Annotated in this window: 12 protein-coding genes; all 12 read right to left on the reverse strand. The window is 47.7% G+C overall.

Features of this window, described 5'->3' with window-relative positions; translation table 11 throughout:
* The 12 genes from ACYVH9_RS16015 to ACYVH9_RS16070 all read right to left on the reverse strand — a co-directional run bounded on the left by ACYVH9_RS16015 (position 1) and on the right by ACYVH9_RS16070 (position 19,507).
* Complete coding sequence (locus ACYVH9_RS16015) at positions 1 to 1,194, reverse strand: glycosyltransferase family 4 protein (protein WP_460637374.1); 1,194 nt, start codon at positions 1,192 to 1,194, stop codon at positions 1 to 3.
* 1 nt (position 1,195) lies between these two features.
* The gene (locus tag ACYVH9_RS16020; RefSeq protein WP_460637375.1) at positions 1,196 to 2,245 is read right to left on the reverse strand and encodes a CgeB family protein; all 1,050 of its coding nucleotides are present in this window, start codon (positions 2,243 to 2,245) and stop codon (positions 1,196 to 1,198) included.
* Between the two features lie 8 nt (positions 2,246 to 2,253).
* Positions 2,254 to 3,876: a hypothetical protein gene (locus ACYVH9_RS16025; protein WP_460637376.1), complete on the reverse strand. Its 1,623-nt coding sequence runs from the start codon at positions 3,874 to 3,876 to the stop codon at positions 2,254 to 2,256.
* A 5-nt stretch (positions 3,877 to 3,881) separates the two neighbouring features.
* On the reverse strand, positions 3,882 to 5,036 hold the full coding sequence (locus tag ACYVH9_RS16030) for a glycosyltransferase family 4 protein (protein WP_460637377.1): 1,155 nt from the start codon (positions 5,034 to 5,036) through the stop codon (positions 3,882 to 3,884).
* Positions 5,037 to 5,038: 2 nt separating this feature from the next.
* Complete coding sequence (locus tag ACYVH9_RS16035) at positions 5,039 to 6,583, reverse strand: lipopolysaccharide biosynthesis protein (RefSeq protein WP_460637378.1); 1,545 nt, start codon at positions 6,581 to 6,583, stop codon at positions 5,039 to 5,041.
* 60 nt (positions 6,584 to 6,643) lie between these two features.
* Complete coding sequence (locus ACYVH9_RS16040) at positions 6,644 to 7,549, reverse strand: hypothetical protein (protein WP_460637379.1); 906 nt, start codon at positions 7,547 to 7,549, stop codon at positions 6,644 to 6,646.
* A 298-nt stretch (positions 7,550 to 7,847) separates the two neighbouring features.
* Positions 7,848 to 8,516, reverse strand: a complete 669-nt coding sequence (locus ACYVH9_RS16045) for a sugar transferase (protein WP_460637380.1) — start codon at positions 8,514 to 8,516, stop codon at positions 7,848 to 7,850.
* Between the two features lie 69 nt (positions 8,517 to 8,585).
* Complete coding sequence (locus ACYVH9_RS16050) at positions 8,586 to 10,919, reverse strand: GumC family protein (protein ID WP_460637381.1); 2,334 nt, start codon at positions 10,917 to 10,919, stop codon at positions 8,586 to 8,588.
* A gap of 4 nt (positions 10,920 to 10,923) precedes the next feature.
* Positions 10,924 to 11,721, reverse strand: a complete 798-nt coding sequence (locus ACYVH9_RS16055) for a polysaccharide biosynthesis/export family protein (RefSeq protein WP_460637382.1) — start codon at positions 11,719 to 11,721, stop codon at positions 10,924 to 10,926.
* 905 nt (positions 11,722 to 12,626) lie between these two features.
* Positions 12,627 to 15,836: a putative Ig domain-containing protein gene (locus ACYVH9_RS16060; protein WP_460637383.1), complete on the reverse strand. Its 3,210-nt coding sequence runs from the start codon at positions 15,834 to 15,836 to the stop codon at positions 12,627 to 12,629.
* A 375-nt stretch (positions 15,837 to 16,211) separates the two neighbouring features.
* On the reverse strand, positions 16,212 to 16,898 hold the full coding sequence (locus ACYVH9_RS16065) for a 4'-phosphopantetheinyl transferase family protein (RefSeq protein ID WP_460637384.1): 687 nt from the start codon (positions 16,896 to 16,898) through the stop codon (positions 16,212 to 16,214).
* A gap of 44 nt (positions 16,899 to 16,942) precedes the next feature.
* Positions 16,943 to 19,507: a glycosyl hydrolase family 28-related protein gene (locus tag ACYVH9_RS16070; RefSeq protein WP_460637385.1), complete on the reverse strand. Its 2,565-nt coding sequence runs from the start codon at positions 19,505 to 19,507 to the stop codon at positions 16,943 to 16,945.
* Positions 19,508 to 19,546 lie beyond the last annotated feature (39 nt).

Consider the following 19,546-nt stretch of genomic DNA (forward strand, 5'->3'; position numbering starts at 1 on the left):
TTAAATAATTATCGCCCTATTCCTGATGACATGCTGATTTACAATGGATTCATATATTTTTTCAATACGATCCGTTGTCATCTCGATGTTATATTTTTTTGCGGTTTCCAATCCTTCCAAAAGGAAAGCATCCCGTTCTGCTGCCGACTCATTCATGATCTTCTCGACCGACGCTGCGGCCTCCGTAGCCCATTGCTGACCGGCCAGGTCCACCGACGGTTTCCGGGGAATAAAGGCAGCGGCCTTACCGGCAATTTCCGTCATGGGTGCCTCATTGGTGGTGACGACCCGGCAACCGCAGGCCATAGCTTCGATGATGGGCCAGCCGAACCCTTCGGCCAAAGAGGGAAACAGAAAGACGGCCGCACCCTGATAAGCTTGAACAACCTGCTGATCGCTAACGCCAGAAAGAAAATGAATATCCGCCCTGAAAGCCGATGACGCGGCCAACTGCGCCAGTTCAGCCGACGGTTTTTCACCGATTAGCAGCAATGGCATCGGATGGTGATACAACTTCCGCCAGGCATCGTACACTTCAATAACGCCCTTGCGGTTTTTGTACCACTGATTTCCGCCGACGTGCAACCAATAACCCTTTTCCAGCTTAATCCCGAATTGCTCGGTCAAAAACCGTCGTGCGCATTCACCGTCTCCCGGTGTATACATCGGATTGAGCCCGTTATACACAACGTCAGAGAACGAGGGGGCGGTTTTCAGAAAAGTGTGCAGGTCGTTCTGCGTTTTTTGAGAAACGGATATGAAGTTTTTACCTTTCGAGTACCCCCACCGAATGTAGCCTTGGTACTGTTTCCCAGTCCAGCCCGTTAGGTTCTCCGGTATGTCGCCCAACGCAGACCGTTGTGCCAGAAAGTCGTGGCAGTGAATGACGTGCGGTTTTCCGGTCGTTAGCGGAACCCAGGGGCCCAACGCGTGATCCGTAAAAACGAAGAGCGTTCGCTGGGGCAATGTTTTTATTTTCCGTCGGGCCTGCCAGGCAAACAACACATATTGATCAATATAACCCAGCCATTTTTTCAGGCTGTTGAATACGGGCAGACTGAACAGAACCGCTTTCGGTTTCCACAATTCCACCTCATGGCCGCGCGCGCGCATGCCATCCGCCAGCCAGGAAGCATAACGGGGCATGCTCGGAGAAACCGTGAAGTCGGGATGAGAAAAAAAGACAATTCGCATACTACACCAGCTGATAACTCCCTAATTCTTCGATGATGGCATGGCAGATATCTTCATTGCCCACTTTGTTAGCGCGCACCCGTTTCATACCCGCCAGCCGAATTCGCTCCCTTGTCGACTCATCAGCCAGTAACGCCCTGCATTTTTCCGCACACTCGTTGGCATCCTTCCAAAAAACCGCTTCTTCGTCTTCGATGTACAGCGCTGCGTGCTCAACTGTGCGCTCGGCGCAGAACAACCCACCGATATAGGGTATTTCCAGCGACCGTTGCGTATGCTGATCCCGGTTGCCTTTGGAAAGCATTCCGAGGCAAATTTTAGCGCCCTGAATAGCTGCTACGTAGTCTCTGCCCCCCAGCGCTCCTCCCCGATGGTGCGATTTCAACTCGTTCCAATACGGTGATTTATGCCAGCGGTCTCCCCAAATGCTAACCGGCAGGCCTTTCCGAATGAGGGTCAACAAAAACTCATCGCGTTTTTCGTGCCGCATCCAGGTACCAATAAAGGCGATGTCAGATAAAAACGGCGACGGCACCTCGTTGCGGGTGGGATACGGTTCGTGGGCTTCTTCGTCATAGCTACGGTACACCAACAAGGTCCGGGCGGCCCCGAGTTTTGTGTATTCCTGCGCCGTCTCCGGCCGAACGGCAACCACCAGATCATAAAAAGGCAGGGCTTTCAACAAGGATTTAAAGCGGTTTCCGTCCCGGTTGCCCGTAGGATCATCGACGTTATACAGAACCACCGGAACATGGAGAGCTTTTACGATTTCGAGGCATTTTTTCCCAAGCAGTTCGCCACTATCCACCCAAACCATATCCGGCTTATCAGGACCGGCCAGGATATCCATTAACCACTTTTCAACGTTTCCCTGCAAAAACCGGTAGCCGGTTTCAAAGTGTAGTTTATTCAATACCGGATTCCGCAACTGCCCACGACAAGCAAGAAAAGGATCCTGTACAGTTACAGCATGCCCCAACCGCTTCAACGCCAGGGCGCGGTGAAAGGAGGTGCTTGAGGGAGCGCTATCTCCAATGTATAGAATCTGCATACCTGACATTAAAAACTCAATTTGCGCGTAACAAAAAAGACGACCCAGTATAAAGCAACGGACTGAATCCAACCTCTGATCAGATACATGTAAATGTTTATTACGCTTTCCGAATCGTTGGAAACAGAAAAGAAAGTAAAGTAGGAAGTAATTGAAATAAGACCCGCCAGACTCAAATAGGTGCTTTTATTACCGGCTAAGTAGAGGACGAACAGATCAACCGAAAAAAAGAAGGGAATGACACCGACTCCTAAAATCAATAAATACCACCAGCCGAAGGCCGCCATACCGGTTCCGGCAAACTGACCCGTTCGAAAGGCTCCTAACGCATTTTCCCCGCCCGAACGGTAATACATGTAATCACCAAAAGAAAAAGAGCTTACCAGTAATTTATCGACTTTAACATTGAAAAAATCCAGGACCGGTTTGGGAAACGTTGCCCAGAATTTATTAACCGTATACTGGTACACATTTTTGTCGACTTTCCCCAATTTATGGGCAATCTCCAAGCTAATGTCATTGTACTTCAAATTGCAAAACCGGGACAGGAAGATATTATCAAAATATTCTTCATCCCAATCTTCAGTGGGTTCGGCATTGTCGACTTTATGTTTCTGAATCGCCTTCTTATTCTGATACGTAATTAATGTCTGCGATAACAGTTCTGAACCTGACGCCTGACTACGCTGGGAACGAACAATAACCATAGCCGTACCAAGATCCGATAAAGGGCCTGTAATGATCCATAAACCGATAATGGCCAGAAAAACATTCTTCGCATTAAAGATTTTATAATCAAATTTACCCAATAATAAACCCACAAAATAAGCAATACCAATAGCCGTCAACCCCCGCATAAATAAACCACGGCTATTGCTGGCTACCCCAATACCGAGTAAAAGAAAGATATAAAGAACAACTTTAATGGTTGTATTACGGGAAAACCGAATACGGTTTGACGAAAACAAAGGTTTCAGCAACAGAAACAACGGCGCATTTGCATAAGGCACCAATCCCTGTAAAAACTTCACAAACGAGCTCCTGTACTCGGCCGTTCCATCGTGGTAATTTCCAGTTAGGTAAGTAACAACCATCCCGGCAACACCTACCAGACCAATCAACCAAATCTGGAAATCAGTGGGTGGAGTAAAAAACTGAAACCGCATTAATAAACCCCATACCTTATTAAAGATTTTACCGCCCCACCCTTGCCGAAACACTACGTATAAATAGTGTGCGATGATAAAAACAAACAGAGCCAGTGCGGAATGAATAAAAACGCGATACGGAAGGTTTAAATTATAAGTTAATGCTTTCCCTTCCAGAAGAGTAAAAATGATAGGGAGGCAATATTGCGTTATCGAGTACCCTACAATGATCAGTGTCGAAAGCGTGTACTCGGCTAAGTTGGCGGGCGTCATGATGACTCTTTCCGTTAGCCGCCAGCAAAACAGCACGCAGACCACCGCAAAGATATTCTCCGGCGTAAAAAAGAAAGCGCACTGAAGAAACGCTGCTACCAGAACAGCTGTCCACATCCAGCGTTTAAAAACATCCAGAAATTGGTATTGCTGTGGCACCTGATACCAATGCAGGATATCCTGATAAGCTTGTTTCTGCTTGAAAACCATACTAACTAGGATAGGCTAGTGATTAGTTTTTTGAATCCTTCGCCGTACTTATTCCAGCCCCCGATTGCTTTAACTCTATCCATCGCAGCCAAAGACATCTTTTCTCTCAAGGCAGGTTCATCCGCCAATTGCTGGAGCCGGTCCGTAATTGTTGCCGAATCACGTATGGGCACGATAAACCCTTCTTTGTTATTTTCAAAAAGATCTTCTGCTCCCGTATTCACGCTGGCAATGACCGGGCATCCACAAGCCAGTGCTTCACCTTGTACCATCGCTAGGCCTTCTTCCAAACTTGGTATAATGAAAACCGTTGCCGTACTGTATTTACTAGGCAAATCGGCATTAGGTAGTATACCGGAAAAGTTTATACCATCCAGGTTTTTGCCAATCAATAAACGCTTTATGCTAGCATCGACTGCACCAATCACTAAAAATTCTTTATTCGGATGCTTGAGCTTTTGAAACGCTTCTAACGCATACATAAAACCCTTGCGTATACTGACTTGCCCGACCCATAAAACCGTAAATTTATTAGCAACAGGATCAGCCATTTTGTAAAACCGTTCCAGACGTGCTCCGTACGGTATCTTCGAAAGTTTACTTTCTGGAATTCCTTTATCAACAAATGTTTTTTTTACGAATTCAGAAGGAACGGTTATTCGATCTGCCTGTTGATACTCGGCTTCTTCTTTTTGAATAACCCTCGGATCGATTCCTTTAAAACTTATTCCCCAGCGCTGATACTCCTCCAACAATATTTCATTTTGAAATTGAATGTGAGACGAACCTCTGTCACATACATATAATCCATCGCGTTCTTTTGCTTTCTTACCAGCATATAAACCCGTACCGGATAGCGCTATTAAAATCGTAGGTTGCTTTATGCGAGAAGCTACATAACGGTCTATCGACTGGATATCAACCCACTCCCACTCTTTATCAAACCAATCCCAATTATCCAGTCCAAGTAGTCCCCTTTTCATAAATAGAGTATGAATCCAGGGGAAAGTCTTTACTTTATCTTTCGGAATACCCTGCTCATCTTTTAGTTTAAACTTGGGGTAACCGGTATAAATGTTATCCAATAGCTTGAAGCGTTCTAGTTGGCGGGCTAGATGAAAGTGGTGAAATCGGCCGATTGATAACTGAGTAACTTTCATATTTACGCAGTTTTATCGTAATATAATTTACCTAAAAATGGCACATAACGGATAAAAGAAGCCACTTTTTCAATAGAAACGATGGATAGTGTTTTCCAGTACTGCGTTATATTCCAGACGAGCACAATAAGGCATACAAGTAAGGTTAACCATTGATAAAGGGGAAAAGTAGTCATTACAACCATACCAACAGCCGTTATAAGGATAGATCTGACTGCAATCATAAATGAAGTGTGCGGCCAATCCATCCCATGAGAGTACAGCCATTTTTTTGCGTAATATTGAAATCCAAATGTTGCAGCTATTTCTGCTATTAATAATGCAATCCCGGCTCCTACAATCGATATATAAGGAACAAGAAAAAATATGCCTGATACCACAATCAAAGATGACAATAATGAAATCATCATTTGTACTTTAAGCAAATTATTGCCCGTGGCAATAGCCGTTGCAGGTTGAGCGATCCCATAGACCAGAACGCCCAATGAAAGGGAGGCAAATAAGTACGGGTCATAGGTAATTTTACCTTTTGTCCACAACGTAAATAGATAGGGAGCAACTGCCTGGAGAAACAACACACAAGGTGAAAGTATAGCGACCACAACCAACCAAATACTATCGAATGCCATTTGCATTTTTTGCTGCTCTTTTTGATGCAAAAAACGCATCAACTCAGGCATTAAGGGATTGGTTATCGTCGATAATCCCTGCAGTGCAACATTAGCCCCTGTGCGGGTTGTAACAAATGCCGCTAAACTAACCGCTCCTACGAGTGGGGCCAGTAATAATCGAACGCCTTGCTGCTTGAAGTTTTCCAGAAAATACCGCGCCGATAAAGTAATAGATGTAATATAGGCCTTAACTCCCTCCTTAATTGAAATTGAGTACGTATTTAAACGCTCTTTATTCATGGCTCTGTGTATACCTATGTACTGAATAAGCATCAATGAAGAATACACGATTAATGAGCTAATATTTACACCTAACAGCCCCGCACCATTACTAATAACAATAACTGTAGCAACAGAGCTAATTATTCCTTGCGCAACATTCCACCATTCCATTCTTGGATAGTACCCAAAGGGACATAAGGCACGATAAAAGAGACCAATGATGTTCGCAAATATCCAGATGACCCATTGAATCATCAATGACCATGCAACTTCCTGTCTGAAAAGCTCATTGCTAATATTTTCAGTATCAAACAGGGAGTTGATATTTGAATGAAAAGCGATAAAATATAAGATGATTAACTCAAGCAAACTGATGATTACCACCACACTCATTCCAGACCAGAGCAAAGACGCCACCTTCTTCCGGTTTGTAACGCCTAATTTTAAAAATTCAAACTGTAAATAATCGCTATATCCCCTGTCCAATGTGCTCAATACATTCACCAAGGCCTGAATAGCAATCCACATACCATAAACGCCTATATTCCAGTAACTTAACACAATAGGCACCAATGCTATTTGCGTAAGCATGGTTACTCCAATTCGTGCCCACGAAGCTGCTGTACCAGAAATTAGCCGTTTAGTTGTTGACATTTTTAATTAAAGAATTACTTTACCGAATCATCGGTTTTATTTACGTTCTATCTATAATGATTATAGTTTTAATCCCTTTTGAATTAAAGGCAATAAATCCCCCGCTATTGCTTTCTGACCTTTAGTATTTAAATGAATTTCATCATCGAAACAGGAATAATCTAATTTGTTAACCGTTACAGGAATATTCCGTTTTTTGCAAAATTCCACAATCATTTTACCTCCTAAGTCTATTTGATTTTTTGCTAGTTCAGATTGAGCCTGATGCAAATAGATATAAAAAGGGATTCCTAGCTTTTGCGACAAACTGTCTAATTCGGCAAAGCCATTAATAAATGAATAAGTCTTTTTATCCGGCTCTGGAATAGACGAAGAAGTGGACTCTATAAGTGAAAATTTATCTTCGATGATTGGCCAAGCCTTTTCAATAATTTTCTCCCAGGCAAATACAGCATTCTTACTGGGATGGGTTGAAGCAACACCAACAATTGGTTTAAAAGTCATTGGGTCGAATGCATCTCCACTATTTGCAACCAACAGAAACATATCTGCGTTGAAAACCCCAAACTTTTTCAGATAGGCAACAATATTATCAGGTGACCACGTCTTATCACTTATATTCAGTACCCTAATGGGTTTATGATATGTATTCAATAGCTCCTTCTCCAGTATGGTGGATGCCAAACTATCCTGATCTATCAAATTCCCACCGTTTAATACTGAATCACCTAGTAATAAAACTATTATTGTATCGCGGGCAGAAATTGGTGCACTCCGCATCGAAAATGCATTTGTAACAAAATGATTTCTATATATTCTAACATCTTGGTTTGGCTTCAATAAATACTCAAATTCATCACTAGAGTTATACAGTGGAAAATCCGTTAATCCGTAATAACGACCAACCAACTCTCCCATTAGAATAACACCAGTGAATACCAGTAAGAGTATTTTTATTTTTTTCATTTATAGAATTGAAAACTGATTATTTTCCGCCAACATCTGGTATGTTTCTGGCATAATAATTGCTACAATTATAGTAATTCCTTTTCACGGCTTCGCCCTTTCAGTCCCATTATTAGAAGACTTATAAGGAAAAATACAGACTGTCTATTTTTTCAGGCAATAAGAACCCTTACCCAACCACCATGCCGATGGTTTATTGAAGGCTGTATCTGTATAAATTGCCCGAAATACGCTGGAATTAATTTATACGATTGTAGTTATAAGTGTAGTCAATGCTGACTTTTTGACACGTACTATTTTACCAAACGTTTTCATTCCCACCAAGCATTGCTTTTATGGTCATCCAGCAAATCCACATATCAAATTGAACTGACTTTTTTCTGCAATAAAACCGATCATATTTGACACGATGACGCATTTGCATAATATGATCAATTTCCCCCCGATAACCACTCACCTGAGCCAAACCGGTAATTCCCGGCTTGACCCGATAGCGTTTTCGGTATTCTGGCATTGTATTCCAGTATTTGGCACTGTGTTGAATGGCATGGGGCCGCGGTCCTACAATACTCATGTCGCCAATCAGTACGTTCAAAAACTGAGGCATTTCATCCAGATTCGTTTTGCGAAGAAACCGACCTACTGGCGTAACCCGCTTGTCATTCCGCGAAGCTTGTTTGAAGGGCGCATCGGGGTTGTGCGTCATAGTCCGGAACTTCAGGCAATTGAATGTGTTACCCCGAAAACCGGTACGCTTTTGGATGAATAAGATTGGCCCCCGGGAAGAGAGTCGAATTACTATCCCAATTAATGGAATCAACCAGATCAAAATGCATGTGATAACCAGCAAGCTTACGCAAATATCAATAATTCGCTTTCCGACGTATGTATAAGCAGAATCATTGCGCAGCTTCCTTTCGTCAGAATACACATAGACAGTCTGGTATTGTGAGTTAAGGCTTAGCATAATCTTCAGTATAAACTAATTCGACTTCAATCGGTAGAACGGGGTCTCACTCCCATTCAGGTAAACTCCCTACACCCTTTTACTCGCTTTGAGCCCTTTGACATCCGGGGCTCCGTAATACTCTCCGTAACTATAATTGTAGTAATGGGCTTCTCCTTCACCAATTGCATTCAGTACAATGCTTAAGTTTTGGAAACGCTGTTCTCTGTATAATGCGTCCACCATTTTAAGCTTGTTTTTGGGTGTATGATCATGCCGTATCATGAACAGCGTCACGTCCGCAAACGGAGCAATTAACTGTGAATCAGTCACTAATCCTACCGGCGGAGAGTCAACCAAAATGCAGTCAAAACGCTGGCGTAATTCGGCAAAAAGCCGCCCCAGCTGAGGTGAACTCAATAATTCTGCGGGGTTTGGCAGGATGGGGCCAGCCGTGATGATGAAGTAATTGGTATAACCCAGGATCGGTTGCAGTATTTCATCGAGCGTTACCTCACCCATCAGATAATTGCTAATACCCAACTGGTTTTCGATATGGAGGCTTTTGTGCAACTGAGGTCTACGAAGGTCCATCTCCAGAATAACCGTAGGCCGGTCAACCATGGCCATACTGGCTCCCAGATTCAGGGATATAAAGGATTTCCCCTCGCCACTGATACAGGAAGTAAAGAGCATGACCTGGCTTTTCTGCGTCTCCTCCCGCAGAAAAGCCAGGTTTGTGCGCAGGGCCCGGATTTGTTCACCAATTACAGAGCGAAGCCTTGGTTTAAAAACCAGGTTATCCGTCGTTACCTGATTCCCCTTGACAATTTCTCCCACAATCGGAATCTGCGTTGCATCTTCTACATCAGCCCGGCGCATCACCCGATCATTGAATGCATCTTTCAGTTCCACAAATCCGATGGGCAATAGCAAACCCAGGCAGCCAAAAATGAGGAAAATAGTGGTTTTGACGGGAGCAACGGGTCTTTCATCGGTACGTGCTACGTCAACGACACGGCTATCCGTAACGGTGGAAGCTGCCGACAAAGCAGCCTCTTCCCTTTTTTGAAGCAAATAAGTATACAGGCCATTTTTGATCGCCTGCTGCCGGGTTATATCGAGCAACGTCCGTTCTTTACCCGGCACGGTACGGATCATGTTTTCCATCCGCCGGTTATTGGCCTGCAAATGCTCCCGGCTGCTGATCAATTGCTGCCGCATCGTTTGAATATTCTCACCAATGCTTCCTTTGATGGTTCGGATCTGGCTGTCAACCGACTGGAGCATTGGGCTATTGCCGGCCATAATCCGCGACATTTCGTCCCGCTTCAGTTCAAGTTCCGACATTTTGGCCAGCAACCCGTTTAAGGTAGGGTCATTCAATCCAATTGTTGCCGGGGCTACGCTTTTATCACCCGGTTGTTTAGCCAGATACTTTTCGATATCCGCCAAACCGCTCAATCGAATGTTGACTTCATTCAGTTGAGCGTCGTTTTCTTTAACCGTCATCAGAAAGGTCTGGGCCTGCGTGCTTAAGTCCGTGATCCCCTGAGTCGATTTATAAGACTCCACTTCCTGCTCCACTTTCGACAGCTCTCCTGCAATCAGGCTAAGCCGTTCTTCAATAAAGTTGAGCATATTGACGGCATCTTTATTTTTGTCAAAAACCGCTTCCTTACTGTAAACATTGACCAGCTGGTTCAACAGCGCTTCGCCCTTGTCGGGCACGTTTTCTTCCAGACTTAATTCCAGAACATTTGATTCCTTGGCAGCGGGTTCTACGTTTAATTTCTCCAGGTAGCTGTTAACGGCTCTTGAGTGGGTAGCTACTTTTACCAGAAGCGGCTCGGTAGAAGGTGACAAGGATGTAAGGGAGAAAAACCGCAAAATCCCGTACGGGGTCTTGACACTCTGGTTAAACGGATAGGTGTAGCCGTTTAACAACACGGTTTTGTTATCGACAAAGGTGAAATTCAGATCGGTCGTATATAGGTTCGGATTGGCCTTCTCAATCATCAAACGGATGGGCGACTCCCCGTATATTTCCTGCTTGTACGTCTTTGTCTGATGAAAGTACTGCACATCCAGTCCCAGGTTTTTCACCACCCGATCCATCAAGGTGTAGGACTTGAGGATTTCGATCTGATCATCGACACTGACATTTTTGTTAAAAAGGTAGAGCTCCTTCATCAGGTTCTCGGCAGACAAGCCTCCTTTTTTCTCATCCTTGATCAGCAAACTGGCATGAACCCGGTACACGGGGGCCTGGTATTGCAGGTACACGTACGCGGCAACAACCGTTATAACCACTGAAAGCAGGAACCAGGGCCAGAACCTCAGATAACGCAGCAGCATCGTCTTCAGATTCGGCTGTGGAGCTATTTCATAAGCCTGATAAGGCGTGTATGAGTTATTTGCCATAACATTAGCGGGTTACAATAATTGCGACAATAGAAAGCGCACTCATGATTATAGGAACCAACTGAAAGGTGCGGTCAGCGTTGGCGATCCGGGCCTTACCCGGTTCAACGTACACAATATCGTTTGGATGAAGATAATAGTAAGGCGACCGAAACACATCGCGTTTGGTTAGATCAACCTGGTTGAAGGTGCGCTGCCCGTTTTCTTCCCGAATCACCAGGATATTTTTACGTTCCCCAAAAATGGTAATATCACCCGCCAGGCCCAGTGCCTCGGGCAACGTAATTCGCTCATTGGGAATGGAGAAAAGCGAAGGACGAGTTACTTCACCCGTGACGGTTATCTGGAAGTTTAAATTCCGGACATTCACCGTTGGTTCTTTCAGGTAACTCAGGAGTTTTTGCCGGACCTGTTTGGCCGCCTGTGAATTGGTCAATCCCTGAACGGCAACCTTTCCAATCAGGGGCAACTCAATATTTCCTTCTTCATCCACCTGATAACCAACAATCGACGGAAGAGGAGTGGTGGAGGTATTCAGATTTACATTGGCCGTACTCGCATTGAGGGCCGTATAAGGGTTAAATAGCGCCGTTGCTTCCGCACTTAGACTGCCCACCTGCACCGATAAAACATCGCCGGATTTGATAGTCGGGATATACCGCTCAGCAACCTTAATCGCATTTGCACCATCTTTATCTTTCTGATAAAGGACAAGCTCTTTACTCGAAATGCAACCCGTCAGATAGACACAAAAACCAATAAACCAAATCCCCCCCCGGGTAAACAGTGTACCAAGATTCATACTATTATTTCAATAATTTAATGATCCCGATCCTGCAGTTCTTATGTAGTCTACTACCGGATAGCGGATACGGTTTAACAGGTAATTATGGAGGCTTAACTGACGTTTCCGGTTGATAAGTAATTTTACTCAGCAAAAAAAGTAAAATTATTCTATATAAACAAAAGAACTACGTTGTCAAAATGGACTTCATTTTATATCAAGTTGAGATATTAACTATAAAAAAAGGGCCAAAACAACGTGACTACAGGGCAAAAATAATACTTACTGGGGTAATCAAAAATAGAATTTAATTCTGCAAACCTGGTAAGTAATCATTACAACGGCATTATCAGACAACTGTTCAAAAAAAAACCGAAATTGGTAGCTATTTAATGCAGAATCTACTTTTTATTATAGTAATCCAACGGCCCGCCCAAGTTTTCAGGAGAATATAATTTCTAACAATTGTACTAATCAAGGCACTATATACAGCTTACGTTATGTTTTTGTTTTTTTGTACAAAAAAACATTATAAATCTATTTCTTGTCTGTTAACTTCACATTTAACAGACACAAAACAGTAGAGGTTTAAAAGGCTGGTTTCAGGGTTATTTTATTATATGGTGGCAAAACTTTTGCCAGACAAAACCCTTAAATGTTGACAATAGCGATTCGGGCCTGTTTGGGTTCTGCCTGCGGGGGCGGGTCATCTGGGGAAGTGGGCGACAGAATAAGGACTGGTGCGACGGATAGCCAGGAGCTCCCCTGCCGGACAATTCATGGCCTCCTTAATCTAAAAACAGCCAAGAAATTTGAGCATCAACTTATTAGGGTAAAGAGTAGCCTGGTCCGGCAAAACTGTCACTTATTCCTTATGTCTGGTAACAACTAATTTACCACTCTACGCCTGGGTGACACCCCAATCACTTCGCAGCCATCACTTTCACCGTTTTGAATTGTGTATCCGTGTTCACGCGAAGCCATAACATTCCAGTTGGCCGTTTATTGACCGACAACCGCAGCTGTTCTGCCGAACCAGCTTGCTGAACGGATTGCTCGGCAAGCATACGGCCTTGAGCATCGATTAACTGAATCCACACGGGTTGCCCCTCTGCCCCTCTAATTTCAATTTCTACCACATCATTAACGATAGGATTACCTAGCACAATTACGTCAAATTTTAAGTCGTCTTGGGCTGCCTGGCGAGCCTTTGCACACTGATAAGCTTTCGGAGACCCCATCAGAACGTATGCACTTCCCAACACGCGTGCACGCACCATTGTCCCATTTTTTAAACTGGATGGAGCCGCAAAATTGTAAGCGTGGATGCCATTGCCCTTTTGTGCATCCTTTAAATCCTGCCGATAGATGTTTGCTTCTGCACGGCCTAAAACCGTAACCGTGGCAGGAGATCCGGTTTCCAGGTAAAACTCAACGGTGAACGGGGTATTGGGCTTGTTTCGATCCCACACCCAGCCTCGGATACTCCCGCACTCCAACTTATCCAGAAACCCTTCAAAATTACCATTTACAGCGGGTGGAACGGGAGCTGATGGCGCTGCGCTGACCGTTATTGTAAAGTTGACGCTGCCAGTTGCCCCTTGGTTGTCCGTAGCGGAATACGTTATCACAAATGTTCCTGCCTTGGTCGGTGTCCCTTTAAGGACAGGCCCGGGCACCGAAACGCCCTGACCAGCAGTCGTCCAGCTTAGACCCGCCGGTAATTCACTCACTTTATAGGTTAGTACCCCTCCTTCCGGATCGGTAAATGCCACCAATGTCCCCGAAAAAGGCATGCCCACCTGAGCCGCCAGGGGAGCAAGCAGAACAGGCGGAGCCGGAGGCTGAGGTGGCTTGTTGGCGGGGGCCGCCACGTTACACAGCGATGTGGCAACGGAAGCGTGATTGACTCGCTCCAGGTACGCTTCTTTTACAGCATTGGGGGTCTTTTCCAAACGCATATTACACACCAGGGTGTTGTAGGAACCCGTGTTCAGATACAGCCCGTTGTCACAGTTGATGGCGGTATTGTTTTCGAAGATGCTGCCCAGCACTGCCGGAATCTGTTCATCCTGGTAAAACTTCATCTGATGGTATTCCAGGTAATTTAGGTACCCCTCCGGGAAATCCGCATCCACCACCGCAGGTACGTTCGGCGTTCCCCCCCGAACCGTGTTGCCTCGAACCTCTAACCCGATCACCGCCGTCCCAAACGTCCGCTCCTGCACGTGCTGGACGGGATGAACCCCAATAAAAACGCCATTGCGGCCATCGGTATTCGACACCGAGTTATTGAGGATCTGGTTGTTGTACATGGGAATAAACTGCTGACGGCCATTGTACTGCTGCTGAATCGGTGTCAGATCAATCGAGCCACTGTTGACCAGCGTGTTGCTCACAATCGCCACCTGAGTGCTGGCCGTGTGGTACAACGTGATGCCCCGCCGGTTGCCCTCCATGCGGTTGCCCTGCACCAGCCAATTCTCGGCCCCCCAGTTGAAAACCGCATAGTGACTGCCCACGCCCGGCTCCACCTCCCACGCCCGATCCACCTCCAGGGTGTTACCCTGCTGACGCACCACCCGACGCCATTGCCCCATGCCCTTCCCACTCACAATGGCCACCACCGGCTGACGGCGGAAGCCCTGCCAAGCCCTGGGCGCATCCTGCAAGGTCGTCGCGGTGGCGGCACTCACCGTCCCGGTTTCCTCATCGATCCGATCCGTCCCGCCCCCTTCACTAATGATCGTTTCTCCATCGTTGCTGTTCTGGGCGGGTCCGTTGACGACCCGAAACTCGTTGTTGAGCACGGCCAGGTTGCGGGCAAAGTTGACGATCAACACATGGTGAATGGTGTTGGTGGGGTAGCGCGCCGAACCGTCCCGGTTCACCCGGTTGTTCTCGAAAACGCTTTCGTGGGTATCATTGAGATTCAGTCCATCAACGGCATAGTTGACGACATTGTCACGCAGCACCAAATTGCGACACCCGTTAAGCTGCAAGGGTCCCCGATACCCAAACTCGCTATCAACTCCCTGATTGATCTCGGAGTTGGCAATGACCAGCTTGTCGCTGTTGGCCAGCCACAGCCAGTCACTGCGGTTGAGCCCCAAGCGCACCCGCTGCAAAAACAGTTCGGTGCCCTGCCCCCGGCTGTTGTTGAGCTGGCTACTGCCGGTTTCGTCAATATTGAGCAGCGACAAATCGGCCAGCCCCGTCTGGCGAACTCCTTCGGGCCAGTAAAGACCCAGGTGAGAAACCGTCGGTTCGTAACCGTACTGGATTTTGGTCTGGTCTTTTCCGGCCCCCTGCAGCACCACCCGGTTTCGCAACCGCAGGTACTCAAAATAATGGTAAAGCATCTTATAATTTCCGGCGGGTAGATACACAATGCCACCCCCGGCGGCAGCCGCTCGGTCAATGGCCTCCTGAATAGCAGGCTGGTCATTGGCCACTCCGTCGCCGACGGCCTTCACCCGCAGCCGGGTATCGGTTTTGACGTTGTAGACATTGCGGTAAAAGTCCAGCTTGGCACCCCAGCCCACGCCCAGCTGAAAGTAGTCGGTACCGGGCGCAATGGCCGCCAGCGTTAGCGCCATACGACTCTCGCCCAGGGAGCCACCAAAACCGTTGGATATCCAAACCTGATAAACTGTCCCCGGCTGGAGAGTCGTAGGTAGGGTCAGGCTTATTTTGTACGCATCACTCTGATTTACATTAACCTGCGCCTGGTGAACGGTATTGGAGCCTTGAGCAACCAGCCTTACACGGGGAGTGGCCCCAGGCAGCAGCAGGTTCCGGCCAAAGATGCGAACCGAGCCCCCCGCACTCACCTCCGGCGAATCGAAATGCAGCCCCTGCGCCTGATTGATAAACACCACTGGGCTTTTTTGGCCCTGATCCTCCACCCACACCCGGTACACATCCAAACTCAGTTGACCCGGCAGCTGAACCGTGGCGTGGTTGGCGCTCTGCACCAGGATGGGCAACACCGTTGAGGCCCCCGCATCACCTTTCGAGCAGTAGATTTTCGCATTGGCGCTAAAATGCCCCTGCACATTCACCGCTTCGCCCGGCCGCACCGAAGCACTGGCGTTGAAAATACGAACCTGAGCAATAGCGGTATGCTGCATACCTACCAGAAGAAGTACAGCAAAAAGTAAACGATGGATCATAAAACCGGCTATAATACAATGACTTATTTCAGTAAACCGGACAGAACCATCTCGCAAGCGACATTCGATCAGCACCAATTGATCGCTCTGGCGTAACTAGCCATCTGCTAAATCTGTGCCAACTCATGAAAATGTTAGTTTTTAAGAATTGTAAAACCGCTCATGCCACCGGCAGACAATCTTACTGTGAATTGGGAGGAGAATGACCCGGCAAGAACTAAACTTTGGGATGCCAGCGCATCAACCGATGGTACCGAACGGTTTTAAGAATAACGAGAAGATGAAAATGAAAGCGGTAGAAGGATGTAAAAACCGCATCAAAGCTAAAATCCGTTACGGGCAGGAGAATGAATCGTCAAACCGGAGCTCTTCAAAGCGAATGTCGTCCCTACCCACCAACTGGCTGCCAGCCATAAAGCCAGAGTAGCCTTTCCAACGGGTTAATTCGGTAACATACCAACGGCGCTGATCGAGCTGGGCCACGGTCGCATCAATTGTGATTTGGTCAAGTGGCAATCCTATACCCCGGCCATCGGCCTTGGCAATGGCCTCTTTGACAGTCCAGAAACGCCAGAATTCGGCTAGTGGGTCCGCCGAGCTGTTGATCTGACGCCATTGTACAGATGACATAACGGATTCAAAATCGGCAAAATCAACCTGTTTCCGGTACTCAATGTCAATCCCGACTTCGATTGTCCGGCTCCCTACACACACAATCTGATGCGCCGAATGAGCAATATTGAAATAAAAATCGTGTTCAATGTACGGTTTTCCGTACCGTCCCGCTTTGACATGGTGCAGTGTTTCCTTCGAAAAACCGTACCGACGTAAGACATGGCCTAGCAGTAAGCGCCCAACTACGGAACGCTGCTTATCTTCCCAGTTCCGGTAAGCATTCAACCGGGTGTGCAACGTGTCGGGAATTTGCGCCATATACAACTGGCAAGTTTGATCCGACCAGCGTTGGCCCAGGGCGGCTGAAGCCACCAATACAAGCGGTTCTTTTTCCCAATAACTCATAAAACGGGGACTACGTTTTTGGACCGGTCAACGATAGTAAGCGCTCAAAATTTAATAAAACACTCGCTAACCACCTCTCCCAGATCGGATTCGACTCGCAGAAGGTAAGGCCCAATGGGTAACCGTTGCAGATCCAGACGAGCTTCGTTTGCAGCGGTGCGTGTATCCAGCAACAAAGCCCCAATGATTGAAAAAACCTTAAGGCGCGCCCCAGCTGCCGACAACAGAACATGCAATTCCGTACTAACCGGATTGGGGTAGATTTTTACCACAACCTGCGACTGCCCGCTGCCCTCGTCGAGGCACGAAGACGTTGCTACGGAGGCATGGTTCACCTGCTCCAATCGGTCATCTTTTACGGCATTGGGTGTATTGTCCAAACGCATATTGCACACCAGGGTGTTGTAGGAACCCGTGTTCAGATAAAGCCCGTTGTCACAGTTGATGGCGGTGTTGTTTTCGAAAATGCTGCCCAATATCACCGGAATCTGCTCGTTGCGGTAATTTCTGGTCGGGTGGTATTCTAAATAGTTCAGGTAGCCCTCCGGGAAATTCGCATCCACCACCGCAGGCACGTTCGGCGTGCCCCCCCGAACCGTGTTGCCTCGAACCTCCAAGCCGATCACCGCCGTCCCAAACGTCCGCTCCTGACGGTGCTGCACCGAATGAACTCCGATGAACACACCGTTCGAATTATCGGTATTCGACACCGAGTTATTGAGGATCTGGTTGTTGTACATGGGAATAAACTGCTGACGGCCATTGTACTGCTGCTGAATCGGTGTCAGATCAATCGAGCCACTGTTGACCAGCGTGTTGCTCACAATCGCCACCTGAGTGCTGGCCGTGTGGTACAACGTGATGCCCCGCCGGTTGCCCTCCATGCGGTTGCCCTGCACCAGCCAATTCTCGGCACCCCAGTTGAAAACCGCATAGTGACTGCCCACGCCCGGCTCCACCTCCCACGCCCGATCCACCTCCAGGGTGTTGCCCTGCTGACGCACCACCCGACGCCATTGCCCCATGCCCTTCCCACTCACAATGGCCACCACCGGCTGACGGCGGAAGCCCTGCCAAGCCCTGGGCGCATCCTGCAAGGTCGTCGCGGTGGCGGCACTCACCGTCCCGGTTTCCTCATCGATTCGATCCGTCCCGCCCCCTTCACTAATGATCGTTTCTCCGTCGTTGCTGTTCTGGGCGGGTCCGTTGACGACCCGAAACTCGTTGTTGAGCACGGCCAGGTTGCGGGCAAAGTTGACGATCAACACATGGTGAATGGTGTTGGTGGGGTAGCGCGCCGAACCGTCCCGGTTCACCCGGTTGTTCTCGAAAACGCTTTCGTGGGTATCATTGAGATTCAGTCCATCAACGGCATAGTTGACGACATTGTCACGCAGCACCAAATTGCGACACCCGTTAAGCTGCAAGGGTCCCCGATACCCAAACTCGCTATCAACTCCCTGATTGATCTCGGAGTTGGCAATGACCAGCTTGTCGCTGTTGGCCAGCCACAGCCAGTCACTGCGGTTGAGCCCCAAGCGCACCCGCTGCAAAAACAGTTCGGTGCCCTGCCCTCGGCTGTTGTTGAGCTGGCGGCTGCCGGTTTCGTCAATATTGAGCAGCGACAAATCGGCCAGCCCCGTCTGGCGAACTCCTTCGGGCCAGTAAAGACCCAGGTGAGAAACCGTCGGTTCGTAACCGTACTGGATTTTGGTCTGGTCTTTTCCGGCTCCTTGAAGCACTACCCGGTTTCGCAACCGCAGGTACTCAAAGTTTGAATGCAATAATTTATAGGTACCGGCGGGCAGGTACACAACTCCCCCGCCATCGGCAAAAACCCGTTCAATGGCCTCCTGAATAGCAGGCTGGTCATTGGCCACTCCGTCGCCGACGGCCTTCACCCGCAGCCGGGTATCGGTTTTGACGTTGTAGACATTGCGGTAAAAGTCCAGCTTGACGCCCCAGCCCACCCCCAGCTGAAAGTAGTCGGTACCGGGCGCAATGGCCGCCAGCGTTAGCGCCATACGACTCTCGCCCAAGGAGCCACCAAAACCGTTGGTCAGAAGCACTGAATAAGCAACGCCCGGTTGCAGCGTTGCTGGCACTTTAATACTCAATTTGTAAGCATCACTTTTGGCAAGGTCGATTTCTGCTTCGTGAACCGCTTCAGAACCCTGGGTCATTAGCCTTACACGGGGAGTGGCCCCAGGCAGCAGCAGGTTCCGGCCAAAGATGCGAACCGAGCCCCCCGCACTCACCTCCGGCGAATCGAAATGCAGCCCCTGCGCCTGATTGATAAACACCACCGGGCTTTTTTGACCCTGATCCTCCACCCACACCCGGTACACATCCAAACCCAGTTGACCTGGCAGCTGAACCGTGGCATGGTTGGCGCTCTGCACCAGGATGGGCAACACCGTTGAGGCCCCCGCATCACCTTTCGAGCAGTAGATTTTCGCATTGGCGCTAAAATGCCCCTGCACATTCACCGCTTCGCCCGGCCGCGCCGAAGCACTGGCGTTGAAAATACAGGGTTGCGCAGTGGCAGTTTGTAGACTCGAAAAGCTACTCAGCAGAACAGAAAACCAGAAGAGAAAACGGTGGATCATCGAGTTTAGTTTAAGTAAGCTCACTTATCCAACGAGCTT

The organism is Larkinella harenae (genome assembly GCF_054780515.1).

Coding starts and splice junctions, on each gene's coding strand:
- ACYVH9_RS16015 (WP_460637374.1), bottom strand. CDS start 1,194: ATGCGAATTGTCTTTTTTTCTCATCCCGACTTCACGGTTTCTCCGAGC.
- ACYVH9_RS16020 (WP_460637375.1), bottom strand. CDS start 2,245: ATGCAGATTCTATACATTGGAGATAGCGCTCCCTCAAGCACCTCCTTT.
- ACYVH9_RS16025 (WP_460637376.1), bottom strand. CDS start 3,876: ATGGTTTTCAAGCAGAAACAAGCTTATCAGGATATCCTGCATTGGTAT.
- ACYVH9_RS16030 (WP_460637377.1), bottom strand. CDS start 5,036: ATGAAAGTTACTCAGTTATCAATCGGCCGATTTCACCACTTTCATCTA.
- ACYVH9_RS16035 (WP_460637378.1), bottom strand. CDS start 6,583: ATGTCAACAACTAAACGGCTAATTTCTGGTACAGCAGCTTCGTGGGCA.
- ACYVH9_RS16040 (WP_460637379.1), bottom strand. CDS start 7,549: ATGAAAAAAATAAAAATACTCTTACTGGTATTCACTGGTGTTATTCTA.
- ACYVH9_RS16045 (WP_460637380.1), bottom strand. CDS start 8,516: ATGCTAAGCCTTAACTCACAATACCAGACTGTCTATGTGTATTCTGAC.
- ACYVH9_RS16050 (WP_460637381.1), bottom strand. CDS start 10,919: ATGGCAAATAACTCATACACGCCTTATCAGGCTTATGAAATAGCTCCA.
- ACYVH9_RS16055 (WP_460637382.1), bottom strand. CDS start 11,721: ATGAATCTTGGTACACTGTTTACCCGGGGGGGGATTTGGTTTATTGGT.
- ACYVH9_RS16060 (WP_460637383.1), bottom strand. CDS start 15,836: ATGCAGCATACCGCTATTGCTCAGGTTCGTATTTTCAACGCCAGTGCT.
- ACYVH9_RS16065 (WP_460637384.1), bottom strand. CDS start 16,898: ATGAGTTATTGGGAAAAAGAACCGCTTGTATTGGTGGCTTCAGCCGCC.
- ACYVH9_RS16070 (WP_460637385.1), bottom strand. CDS start 19,507: ATGATCCACCGTTTTCTCTTCTGGTTTTCTGTTCTGCTGAGTAGCTTT.